At 45.7% G+C, this 11,985-nt stretch carries 11 protein-coding genes; 7 read left to right on the top strand and 4 right to left on the bottom strand.

All coding sequences use genetic code 11. The annotated features are described in order from the left end of the window. Positions 1 to 62: 62 nt before the first annotated feature. Positions 63 to 2,312 carry a type IX secretion system periplasmic lipoprotein PorW/SprE gene (gene porW / locus ACYVGR_RS35450; RefSeq protein ID WP_460965315.1) on the bottom strand — a complete coding sequence of 750 codons (2,250 nt, stop codon included), beginning with the start codon at positions 2,310 to 2,312 and terminating at the stop codon, positions 63 to 65. Between the two features lie 115 nt (positions 2,313 to 2,427). On the opposite strand from porW, the gene ACYVGR_RS35445 reads away from it, so the two are divergent. The 5 genes from ACYVGR_RS35445 to atpH all read left to right on the top strand — a co-directional run bounded on the left by ACYVGR_RS35445 (position 2,428) and on the right by atpH (position 5,930). Next, a complete protein-coding gene (locus ACYVGR_RS35445) occupies positions 2,428 to 2,691 on the top strand; it encodes an AtpZ/AtpI family protein (protein ID WP_460965313.1) in 264 nt (87 codons plus the stop codon). A 477-nt stretch (positions 2,692 to 3,168) separates the two neighbouring features. Beyond that, positions 3,169 to 4,284, top strand: a complete 1,116-nt coding sequence (gene atpB, locus ACYVGR_RS35440; protein WP_460965311.1) for a F0F1 ATP synthase subunit A — start codon at positions 3,169 to 3,171, stop codon at positions 4,282 to 4,284. Positions 4,285 to 4,390: 106 nt separating this feature from the next. Next, entirely contained in the window at positions 4,391 to 4,648 is a 258-nt protein-coding gene (gene atpE / locus ACYVGR_RS35435; RefSeq protein ID WP_082111625.1) for an ATP synthase F0 subunit C, read from the top strand. Between the two features lie 240 nt (positions 4,649 to 4,888). Beyond that, positions 4,889 to 5,383, top strand: a complete 495-nt coding sequence (gene atpF, locus ACYVGR_RS35430) for a F0F1 ATP synthase subunit B (protein ID WP_460965309.1) — start codon at positions 4,889 to 4,891, stop codon at positions 5,381 to 5,383. A 7-nt stretch (positions 5,384 to 5,390) separates the two neighbouring features. After that, positions 5,391 to 5,930 (top strand): ATP synthase F1 subunit delta, encoded by a 540-nt coding sequence (atpH, locus tag ACYVGR_RS35425; protein ID WP_460965308.1) that lies wholly within the window; start codon positions 5,391 to 5,393, stop codon positions 5,928 to 5,930. A gap of 59 nt (positions 5,931 to 5,989) precedes the next feature. Here atpH and ACYVGR_RS35420 read toward each other — a convergent pair whose 3' ends face one another. Together ACYVGR_RS35420 and ACYVGR_RS35415 are read right to left on the bottom strand one after the other, a co-directional pair. Continuing rightward, the gene (locus ACYVGR_RS35420; protein WP_460965306.1) at positions 5,990 to 6,904 is read right to left on the bottom strand and encodes a serine hydrolase; all 915 of its coding nucleotides are present in this window, start codon (positions 6,902 to 6,904) and stop codon (positions 5,990 to 5,992) included. After that, positions 6,904 to 7,338, bottom strand: a complete 435-nt coding sequence (locus tag ACYVGR_RS35415) for a GNAT family N-acetyltransferase (RefSeq protein WP_460965305.1) — start codon at positions 7,336 to 7,338, stop codon at positions 6,904 to 6,906. Before ACYVGR_RS35415 ends, ACYVGR_RS35420 begins: the two co-directional genes overlap by 1 nt. A 106-nt stretch (positions 7,339 to 7,444) precedes the next feature. On the opposite strand from ACYVGR_RS35415, the gene ACYVGR_RS35410 reads away from it, so the two are divergent. Next, complete coding sequence (locus ACYVGR_RS35410) at positions 7,445 to 8,671, top strand: DUF6786 family protein (protein ID WP_460965303.1); 1,227 nt, start codon at positions 7,445 to 7,447, stop codon at positions 8,669 to 8,671. A gap of 43 nt (positions 8,672 to 8,714) precedes the next feature. Here the strand turns inward: ACYVGR_RS35410 and ACYVGR_RS35405 are convergent, their stop codons facing one another. Next, positions 8,715 to 9,365, bottom strand: coding sequence for an oxidoreductase (locus ACYVGR_RS35405; RefSeq protein ID WP_460965301.1), 651 nt, complete (start codon positions 9,363 to 9,365; stop codon positions 8,715 to 8,717). A gap of 75 nt (positions 9,366 to 9,440) precedes the next feature. Here ACYVGR_RS35405 and ACYVGR_RS35400 point away from each other — a divergent pair, with 75 nt between their 5' ends. Next, the gene (locus tag ACYVGR_RS35400; RefSeq protein WP_460965299.1) at positions 9,441 to 11,942 is read left to right on the top strand and encodes a TonB-dependent receptor plug domain-containing protein; all 2,502 of its coding nucleotides are present in this window, start codon (positions 9,441 to 9,443) and stop codon (positions 11,940 to 11,942) included. Positions 11,943 to 11,985: the final 43 nt, after the last annotated feature.

The following is an 11,985-nucleotide window of genomic DNA, read 5'->3' as shown; positions in this document are numbered from 1 at the left end:
ACAGTTTTCGCTAGTGTGGTTGTGATAATTGTATGCCAAAAACTATAAACCGAAAACCTACTTTATTTTCGTTTCGCTGTTGCCTGATTAGCAGCAGTTTGCATTTCTTTTACGCGGGGGAGCAACGGACTGCCTGGGTAATCACGCACGAATTCATTTAAGGCCTGACGGTAAGCGTCTACAGTCTGAACCTTGCCAATTAGCATAACTCGTAACAAAGCCAATTTGTCTTCTAACTGCGTACCGGCCATGCCGCTCATGGCTGTTTCGGCACGTGCTAAAGCTTCCGTTGGATTCGTCTTATACAATTCATAAATAGCTGTATAGGTCTTAAGGGCCTGTGCTTCTGAATCGGTTGTGTGAGCAGCCGCTTTACCCGTTAGACGCGCATAAGAGGTATTCGGATACTCGGCCAGCAATTTATCTTTCCAGGAGGAAGTTTTCCCTAGCTGCTCATTTGAAAGATAAAGTAGATAATAGACCTCAGGTTTTTGTAAGGTGTTTGGATAACGAGTTAACAGCTGCTCAAATGTCGGAATAGCATCGGCAGGCTGGTTTAATTGAAATTTGTAAAGCTTTCCTAATTTGTAAAGTGCATTTTCAATTCGTTGATTAGCCGCCGTCTGTGCTTCTTTAGTAAACGGAATTTTGGCCATCATGGCATCCTTCTTCGCCTTCCGGCCAGCGGCTGGACTGGTTAAATCAGCAACAGGACCTGATACATCCGCAGTCGATAAGGTAGCATTCGGATTTATGGAGTTAGCCGGTGAAGCGCCCGAAACTGGACTATTAACGCCCGCTACAGCTTCGGATGACTCTTTATTACTACGTCGCCAGTTGTCTTCTAAGGGACGATTGCCCCAACGAGATGTAAATTCCTGCCTTCCCTGACTTAAGTTAACCGGATTATATAAAATCCAGCGTTCGCCAGGCTGTAAATTAGAGTTTGTAGCGCCGGGTACAGAATTAATATTGCCGTTGGTAGCCTTATCGATAATTTGCTTGGCCAGATCAGCCTGTGCTTTGTCTGCTTTTTCTTGCTTTGCAATTACGTCATTCAGCTGTTTATCAAGTGCTGCAGGATCGAGTTGGGCTAAGTGGAGCAGACTGTCGTCGGTTCGGATAGTTGTTTGATAGAGAACAAACTCATCCAATGTCTTTTTACGATTCAGGAGTGTAGCATAATCTGGCGATTGTTTGGGTAACAGGGCCAATGCACTATCGTAGTACATTTTTGCGTGAGTATAGTCGGCTTTCTTTTCAAAATATAGTTTGCCAATTTCCAGATACGTGTAAGGTACCTGCTGGGTATTTGAACCGGCTGCCTGAATAGACTGACTATAGAGTTTGATCGCTTTATCGGTTCGGCCGCTGCGGGCTTCGAGCAAACCCATTGTGAAATAAATTTTATCTTTCAGATCTGCATTTTTATGATCCTTAAGCAATTCCTCAAATGTCTCGTTTGACTGAGCCATTCGTTTTTGGTCGCCTGTCAGGCCATTACTTTGAATGGCATAAAGGTTTGCATAAAACGACTGATCGTAGGTTGGTCTTGATTTGAGCACCTGTCTATAGTGGTCAACGGCTTTAGCAGGCTGGCCAATCAGATCATACAATTGCCCTGCAATCAAATGTAATCGGGCGGTAACTTCCCCTTTTTTCAAGACTGGAAAGGTAGCATCCAGAATACCAACTGCGGTTGCATATTCTCCTTGTCGTTCGTGTAAGTAGGCTTTTGTTAGATAAAAGTCGCGGGTGTTGATTTTATTGAGGGGCTGATTTCGCAAATACTCGGCTACGTTCAACGCATTCGTATAGTCGCTCGCTTCGGTATAGGCTCGCATTAAACCAACTAGGGCCGTGTGCTTATCATCCTCATTGGTTCCTTTGGTATTTACATATTTGAATACCTCTATCGCGTTCGGCAAGTCTTGTTTCAATAACCGCGCCCGGCCAATGAGTATATACGCGTTATCAAGCCATTTGCTATTTTGATGACGTTCGGGAATAAGCGAAGCCTTTTTTATCGCATCGTCTAACTGTGGTTTTACCGATAGCGTCTGCATAGAATCGATCGGTAACAGAATAGGTAATAACTGGCTGTAGTTTTCCTGTCTCTTTTTAAAGAGTTCCTGTTCTGCCTGGGCAATTTCATCGCGGGCAATTACATAGGCATTAAAATGAGCTGTCAGGTTATGATACCCTTTACTGACGGGCTTGGTGCTATATTGCGAACATGAATTCAGCCCAACGGTCAGTGCAGTAAGGACCGTATAAAACAGGAAGAGGTGATGACGAAAATAGCGGGACATTCGAAAATAACACGTGGTCACTCGTATTAAAACGTTTCATAGTGGTTAGGCAATATGGAACGTTAGGCCAAATTAACGAATTTTGTACGGCATATTGTATTTCAGCGTGAATTCTATGGAAAACGAACCTGAACAACCCAACCTTAAGCCTGCTGGAAGTAGTGATCCGCTGAAGAAAGCGACCGAAAAAACTACGTCGTTTGTTCAGTTCAGTGGCATCGCCTTTCAAATGTTAGGAACGATTGGCCTCGGCGTATGGGCAGGTATGAAACTAGATGCCTGGCAGCAAAACCGTCGGCCTATCTGGACCATTGCATTATCTCTAACGGCTATTGGCGCTTCACTTTATTTATTTATCCGCCAGTTGACAAAAAGATAGTCAATCAGTTGATAGCGTTTAGTCGATAGTCTAGGAGGTTTCTCTCACCCACTACCGATTGATGACTATCAACTTGTGACTATCGACACTTTTTCATGCTTCGTACATTCTTATTTACCATCATATTAGCAATTGTATTTTTCATAGCCGAACGATATTCGGTTTCTCTTTGGTTGCACCCTGATTGGAAAATTATACTTGGCTTTTTTCTAAGCGTCTCAATTCTAACTCAACGGCTGGTAGAGACTGGTTTACAAGACAATCGGGAGCGACTTATCCCACTTTATCTTGCTGCAACGGTTGCCCGTTTAATACTAGGACTAGCCTTTGTTGGTTTTTTTCTATTCCGCCATATTGAGCAACGCCGAGCCTTCGTTTTGGACTTTCTTGTACTATATATATGTTACACGGGCTTTGAGATTTGGACGCTTACTCGTAACTTGCGACGCGATTCGTAAAAAGGATCTGTCACATCATATGATGCGTTCGTCAATTAAGAAGTTATTGTTAGCAACGGCTCTCATTTTGAGTTCGTTAGTAGGCGCTCAGGCGCAGGAGCATAGTCAGGAGGGCGAAGCACATGCCCAGCACGAAGGCGCAGCCGCCGAACATAAAGAGAAATTTAATGTAGGTGAAATGATTATGCACCACATTAAAGACGATCATGGTTGGGAGTTCGCTCACGGTGTTACCCTGCATTTACCCGTAATTCTGTATTCGAAAGATCGGGGTCTGGAAATTTTCTCATCATCACGTCTGGCTCATGGCGAAGTATACGAAGGTTACAAGAATGAGCATGGTAAAATTCACCGCGTAGATGCAGAGGGCAAGGTTGATCACGAAGCGAAATTCTACAACTTCTCGATCACCAAAAATGTAGCTTCTTTAATGCTGAGTGCCGTTATCATGATACTGGTATTTTCGGCAGTTAGCAGTGGCTACAAAAAGAATAAAGGCAAGGCGCCAAAAGGCATTCAGTCGTTTCTGGAACCTATTATTTTGTTCGTTCGGGACGAAATCGCTAAACCAAGCATTGGGCCTAAGTATACCAAGTTTCTGCCTTATCTGCTGACGTTGTTCTTCTTTATTCTGATCAATAACCTGCTGGGTCTGCTGCCTGGTGCGGCTAACCTGACCGGTAACATTGCTGTTACGCTGGTACTGGCCGTCATCACGTTCCTGATCGTTACATTTAGCGGTAACAAACACTACTGGTTGCACATTCTGAAGCCAACGGGTGTACCGGTTGCCTTGCTGCCCATCATGATTCCGGTTGAGATTGTGGGTGTATTCATGAAGCCATTGTCGCTCATGATCCGGTTGTTCGCCAACATCACAGCTGGTCACATCATCATCCTGAGTTTGTTAGGGCTGATTTTCATGGCTAACCACATGGGTGGTATGGGAACCAGCATTGCTATCAGCCCAGTTGTCCTGTTTTTTACCCTGTTTTTGAATTTAATCGAATTATTGGTGGCGTTTCTACAAGCGTTCATCTTCACACTGCTGACGGCTATGTACATCGGTAGTGCGGTAGAAGAACATCATGAAGCTGACCACGGTATCGGTTACGAAGGCGCAGAAGCGCACTGATTTACGAGGGATGAATTACGATGTGTTGGTAAATCGTAATTCATCCCTCGTAAATCGTAAATCAATACGCAATCTTTTGTTTCACTAATAAATCTGTTTGAAGGTTATGTTCGCAATGTTGTTTTCAATGCTGTTAGAAGCTACGGGTAGTGTTTCAGTTATGGGTGCTGCTATTGGCGCTGGTCTGGCCGCTATCGGTGCTGGTTTGGGTATCGGTAAAATTGGTGGTAGCGCAATGGAAGGTATCGCTCGTCAGCCAGAAGCTGCTGGTCGTATTCAAACTGCCATGCTGATCATCGCAGCTCTGATCGAGGCCGTTGCTCTGTTCGCAGCCGTTATTTGTCTTCTGGTTGCTACAGCTTAATTGGGCTGAGCGCCACAGACGCTAAGTTTGAGTAGGCTGGTTGCATTAGGCACTGGCTCCACTACTCACCAAATTCTCAGAGAATGTTCGCCCGTTTGGGCTTGCCGACGGGCGAGCATTTTCTAACAAAAGATTGAATTTAGTTACGATTTACAATTTACAATTTACGAGATAGGTAGAGAGTAAGGGTAGTCGTGACCGTAAAAATATCGTAAATCACACATCGTAAAACGTAAATCTATGGATTTGCTTACTCCCGATCTCGGTCTTTTATTCTGGCAGGTGGTAGTGTTCCTCGGCCTGTTTTTGATTCTTCGTGCATTTGCCTGGAAACCCATTACGGAAAGCCTGAACGAGCGCGAAAACAACATTCAAAGTGCGCTTGATCTGGCCGAAAAAACTCGTCTGGAAATGACAGCACTGAAAGCCGACAACGAGAAGTTGTTAGCACAGGCTCGCTCGGAGCGGGAAGCAATTCTGCGTGGTGCTAAAGAAACTGCCGATAAAATGCTGGCCGATTCTCGTGATAAAGCTGAGTCGGAAGGAAAACGGATTCTGGAGCAAGCTCGTGAATCGATGCAGAACGAACGTCAGGCGTTGGTGATGCAAATGAAAAAAGAAGTTGTTACGCTGTCGCTCGATATTGCTGAGAAAGTTCTTCGGAAAGAACTTAGTGATAAATCGGCACAGGAAAAACTGGTGAACGATCTGGTTGCCAATTCACGCTTAAACTAATTCGATTATGGCAGTTGCTACCGTAGCCGCTCGTTATGCCAAATCGTTGTTGGATTTGGCGCGGGAAAAGGGCTTGATTGAGACCATGTATAAAGACATGCTGTTCTTTAAGAACACAGTGGCGGGTAGTCGGCCATTGTTGCTCATGTTGAAGAACCCGATTGTTCGGGCTGAAAAGAAAAACGCTGTTTTGAAAGCCGTTTTCGCCAGCCGTGTTGATCCGGTGACCATGTCGTTTTTTGAAATCATCGCGAAGAAAAATCGTGAGCCTATCATGGACGCGATAGCTGATGAGTTCATCAACCAATACGATCGGCTAAAAGGTGTTGATCGGGCAACCGTTATTACCACTGTTCCCCTTACCGAAGAACTACGGACTAAGTTCAAGGCAATGGTAACGAAAACAACGGGTAGTAAATCGGTAGAACTAGAAGAGAAAATCGATCCTCGACTAATTGGTGGCTACGTTTTACGCGTTGGCGACCAACAGATTGATGGGTCTATTCGCAGTCAGTTGAACGAACTACGGTTGCAGTTCCTGAACTAAAGGATAAATTCATTGCCTACGTAAAAGCGCCGACTCTTTAGAAGAATCGGCGCTTTTGTTTACCACCATTTTTCATATCCTTCGGCTGGTTTCCAGCTCGATTTAGGTTCAAAATAATGCCAGAGTATTGACGATATCGTACGCAATAAGGTATACCCTTCGTTGGTGCGTCCCCAGCTTTCGTCTTTTTGATTCTTCGTTATAACGCAATACACATATTCCCCATGCGGAGCGTGAACGAACACCACCTCTGACCGAGATTGATTAACAGCCCCGTTTTTACAGGCTGTTTTTATGTCGGGTGGAATCTGCGACAGCCCATCGTTATCCCAAAATTGACGTCCTAAATTCCGATACATTTCTTCACTGGCATCCTGACTTATGGCTTTCCCCTGACGAATGTAAGTGAGTAATTCGGCCATTTCTCGTGGAGTGGTTTGCCCCCAGCCATACTGCGTGCGGTTACCTTCCCGGCCTGGCGTTCGAGAGTTAACACGAGTTTGATGAAAACCACTCGTTTCGAGCCAGTTATTGATTGCCGTTCCTCCACCAGCTAGTGCCTGGCACCACAAACTTCCGGTATTATCGCTAACGGTTTCCATCAGCATGACCACTTTGCTCAGGCTAATTTTAGTACCGTCTTTTAGGGAACCCACAATGCCGTCGTCGTAGTGTAGCGAGTCTTTGTAGATTAATTCCTGATCGTACGCTAACTCACCTTTGTGAATTTTGTCGAATAGGCCGCATTGGATCGGAACTTTGATCATGCTGGCCGTGGGAAATAGCGTATCAGCATTAATAGCGACAGTTTTCCCTGTGCGAAGATTCCGCACATATACGCCTACATCGCCCCGAAAATTGGTGAGAGCAGCCATAAGTTTTCGTTCCAGAGCGACATCGTTTCGTGCTGATGGCTGGCAGTTGGCAATAAGCGTATGTAGAGCAAATAATAGATAGAGAACGATAAAGCGCATTAGCGTTGAATGGGTTTAACCAATTTAAAGTGCGTTTTTTGAAAAGATTCACGTTCATAAAATCGAACGGTATCCAGCCGTTTTTGATTAGTGGTTACTTCCAGGTTAACGAGGTTCTCGCGAATTGCTAACGCATCTAATGCCGCGACAAGCTGATGGCCGATACGCTGATTCCGAACATCGGGCCGAACGTATAATTCCTGAATTTCGCCCACTTTTCCACAATGATGAAGTAAATACTGGACATGACAACTAATGAAGCCAAACACATCGCCTTGCTGTTCTGCTACTAGGTAATGTATAGATGGATTCGCCAGATTTTGTTGGTAAACCATTCCGAAAGTTGCCTGCTCCAGTACCGTTTCTTCTAAATCGCATATAAAACTATAAACGATTGGCTCATCGGTTGAGGCAGCGGCTCTGATTTGTATCAAATTTGTGAAAGTAGATTGGGGCGTCACTGTAATTTATAGAGATGCATGTGGCTACGAAAATGGCTGTTCAAGTTCAGCATTTTTCAGATTGTACATTGAATTTCTTATGAACAAAATCATCGCACTCATTTTTAGCGGTTTGCTGGTTGCCTGTTCTACTCGCAAAACCGCATCGACCAGCGAACAAGTCACCTCTGCCGATTCAATTTCCCAAGTTCCTACAACGAATATGTACGCTAACGACCGACAGTTTTTACAAGAGCACCATTCCGATTTAGTTGAATTAGCGTTAGGAGAAGCCCGCGCCCTAATTTGCCCAGCCTACCAGGGGCGGGTAATGACGACGACGGCCGATGGGCAAGCCAGTTATGGATGGATCAATTATGATTTGATTAAATCTGGTAAGCTTCTGCCGCACATGAATGCGTTCGGGGGCGAAGACCGTTTCTGGTTGGGGCCTGAAGGTGGACAATTTGCGCTTTACTTCAAAAAAGGTGATCCATTTGATGGCGACCACTGGCAAACACCAGCAGCCATTGACTCCGAACCGTTCGAAATCGCTAGCACTACCAAAACAACAGCCACATTTTCCAAAAATGTATCGCTGGTTAATTATTCGGGAACGCAATTCAATATCGGTATTGAACGAACGATCAAGCTCTTAGACAAGTCGGAAATTGAACGGCAATTGGCCATTGCTACCGATTCGTTAAAGGCGGTTGGGATTCAGTCGGACAATGTTATTACAAACAAAGGGAAAAAGGCTTGGGAAGCTCAAACTGGAATGCCGTCAATCTGGATTTTGGGGATGATGAATGCGTCGCCCGAGTCCATGATTATCGTGCCCTATCGGGAAGGAGATGGGCAACCCGTTAATGATGCTTATTTCGGGAAAGTACCTGCTGATCGATTACAGATGGGGAAAACGGCTGCGCTGTTTAAAGCCGATGCAAAATACCGTAGTAAAATTGGTGTTTCGCCTGTGCGGGCTACGAATTGGATTGGTAGCTATGACTCCGCCACGAAAACATTGACACTGGTCACCTACGATTTTGACCCGACCGATCGACAGTATGTCAACTCTGCCTGGGAACACCAAAAAGATCCCTATTCTGGCGATGTACTTAACGCCTATAACGATGGCCCTATGAAGCCAGGGCAACCACAGATGGGGCATTTTTACGAGCTAGAATCCTCATCGCCAGCGGCTAATCTGGCTCCCGGCTCGAAACGCCAGCATCGACACACAACGTTTCACCTTCAAGGCTCGGAACAGTTATTGAATCAACTCGCACAGCGACTACTGCATACCAACTTATCGTCGATAAAATGAACCTTAGCCAGCGGATAAGAAACTAAAAAACAGGGTATTGCTATTAAAAATCCTGCAACACATCGGACTCAAAAACATGCTGGCCAATCAGACCCTGTTGGGCTGTTGCCAGCATGGCATTGACTACTTTACCCGCATCAACCCCTTTGTATTTGGCTGGAATGAATGGACTGAACAGGCGCATAGCCCCGGCAGCAAGTCGCTCACCAAAGCGCGATTCGGAGCGGTTGCCAAGTAGGAGCGAGGGCCGAAAAATAAGTAAAGTCGGATAGTTCAGCGCTGCCAGATCGCGTTCTACGTCGCCTTTGACCCGGTTGTAGAAAAAAGAAGAGCCAGAATTTGCTCCCATAGCGGTAACGACAGCAAATTGTTTGGCGCCATTAGCCAGACTTAATCGGGCAATATCCATTGGATACTGGTAGTCTACTTTTCGGAAAGCCTCTTTTGAACCCGCTTTTTTAATCGTTGTTCCCAAACAGCAATAAACATCATCCGCTTGCGTAAGAAGACCATTTGGGTGATCGAAATCGAACAGCACTTCCTGTAAGCGCGGATGCTGCCAGCCTAATGATTTGCGAACCAGTACTTTTACGTTGTGATAAAATGGGGAGTCGACAAGTCGATGAGTGAGCAGATCACCAATGAGTCCCGTAGCGCCAATCACTAATGCTGTCTTATGAGTAGGGTTAGTCATGGTTAAAAGAGGGTATTTCCGCTAATTTAGTTGCTTGATTTGTTAACGAAGTCTATTCACTCCAAAATCTATTCTATGCGTGTTACTTTTTTAAATCGAGTCAAACTTGGTATTTCGCTTGTTGTTGTGTCACTGTCGGCGGTTTGCTTTATCGATGATGGTGATTTTGGTAAACTGCTGGTTGAGCGCTTTCAGACATATAACCAGCATCGCCCCACAGAGAAGGTGTATGTCCATACGGATCGTGATGCATACCTTGTTGGTGAAACCATTTGGTTGAAAGGCTACCTGATGAATGGGGCAACGCACGAAGCCGATAGTGTCAGCCGGGTGTTATATATTGATCTGGTAGACCCTGTTGCCCAGCGTGTTCGTTTACGAATGCAGCTCCGGGCAACTGCTGGTTACGCACCTGGGCAACTCTTTTTGCCCGATTCGGTAGCTGCCGGGACTTACCAGCTCCGGGGCTATACGAACTTCATGCGTAATTATCCCGATGCCTATTTCTTCTCTAAAACCATAACGATTCTTGGCGCAGACGGGGTTAACTCCGAACAGAACAAAGGGGCTGGAGCTAACACCGGGCAACAAAAAAGTGTGCCGAGTCGGCCGGATGTTCAATTCTTGCCCGAAGGTGGCCAACTAGTAGAAGGTATTGAAAGTCGAGTGGCGTTTAAAGCGATCGATGCGCTCGGCCTGGGCATACCTGTAGAAGGTTTTGTCCTGAGTGCGAAAAAGGATACTATTATCGGATTTACCAGTACTCATCTGGGCATGGGCTATTTTACAATTAACCCCGAAGCTGGTCAGACCTATACGGCCTCTTTGAGGCTCAGCGATGGTACGGTCGTATCGTATCCGTTGCCTGTTGTGCAAACACAGGGAGTCGTGATGCTGGTCGATAATTTGAGCCATAAGGATAACATAAAAGTTTATGTTCGCCATAATAAAACCAGTACGGATGCCACCGCCAAACTGACCCTTTTAGCACAAACCCGTGGGCAGGTTATTCATGTAGTGAACATACCCATTGCCAAAAAAACATCATTGATTCAACTTCCAAGAAATAACTTTCCCGAAGGTATTTCTCAACTTACTGTATTCGATGAGACGCAGAAGCCGGTGAGTGAACGACTAGTTTTTATCAATAAGAACGAGCAGCTTTCGATTACGCTTGCTCCTGATAAAAAGACGTACAAAAATCGAGAGAAAGTAGACCTGACCATTAGCACGACGAATGCACAGGGCAAGCCCGTTTCGGCTAACGTGTCGCTGGCAGCAGTCGATGCACATCTATCATCCGAAGCCGACTCCGGCAGCGCTACGATTGTATCCCATTTATTGCTCTCGTCCGATCTGACGGGGACGATTGAAAAACCTGATTCCTATTTTAATCCCCTTCATTTAGAACGCTGGATGAAGCTGGATCTCTTGCTGATGACCCAAGGCTGGCGACGGTTCGTTTGGACCGATGTATTAGCCGGGACCATTCCGCCAATCAAGCATTTCGTTGAGCGTGGCTTGTCGCTAACGGGCCGGGTTGTTCGACCTAATCAAAAAGATATTGATAGTAAGGTGAAGCTCACTTTTTTACTGGCCAAGCGAGACAGTACACGCGAGTTTTTATTTGGCGAAACGGATGAATCTGGAAATTTCGGGGCGTATGACCTCGATTTTACGGATACCACTACCGTACTGATTCAAGGTGTTAAAGGTAAAGCGAATCGGACATTGGCGATTTCGCTCGATCAACTGCTAATGCCAACGGTAACCATCACAAAGATTCCGTATAACCCATTGGAATTCCGACGCGACGAGTTAGCAGAATTTATCCGACGAACGAAAGAATATCAGGAAATAGAACGACAGATTCGACGAAATGGTGAGGTATTGTTGCAGACGGTTACGGTAAAAGCAAAGAAATATCAGGAAGCCGATTCCAGGGTGATTTATGGGACGCCAGACGCCAGCGTTAAATTTACATCGCAGAATACCGCTGGGCGAATGACGATTCTGGATGTTATTCAGGGACAGGTTGCGGGAGTGAATGTAACGGGTTCTGGATTTAACGCACGGGTGCAGATTCGGGGAGCCGCTAATTTTAGTGGCCCGATCGAGCCATTGTTTGTTCTGGATGGTATGCCAATGGATTTACAGGCAATACTGGGTATTTCGGTACAGGACGTCGAAAGGGTCGATGTACTAAAAGGAGCATCGGCCGCTATTTATGGCTCACGGTCAGCAGGGGGTGTCATTTCAATTCTGACAAAACGAGGTGGCCCCAATTATGATCTGATGAAAGAGGCCGCTCCAGGCACATTGGTAGCTAAACTGCCTGGATATGCCCCGCTTCGGGAGTTTTACGCACCCCGCTATGACGTTAAGAAACCAGAACACGTAAGGCCCGACTATCGCACTACTTTATTCTGGAACCCCATGATTCAGACCGATGCAGAAGGAAAAGCAACGGTGTCTTTCTTTACGTCGGATGCTAAAACGACCATTCGATTGCAAGCAGAGGGGGTAACGGTCGGTGGAATGCCGGGCGTTGGGAAAACGGTTGTCAAAGTCGATTAAAAAAGGGGCAGGTTCTTAAACCTGCCCCCACATAAACAACTCA

The sequence above is a fragment of the Spirosoma litoris genome (assembly GCF_054776755.1).
The sequence above is the reverse complement of the archived record's forward strand: the minus strand, read 5'-3'. Positions and strand labels throughout refer to the sequence as shown.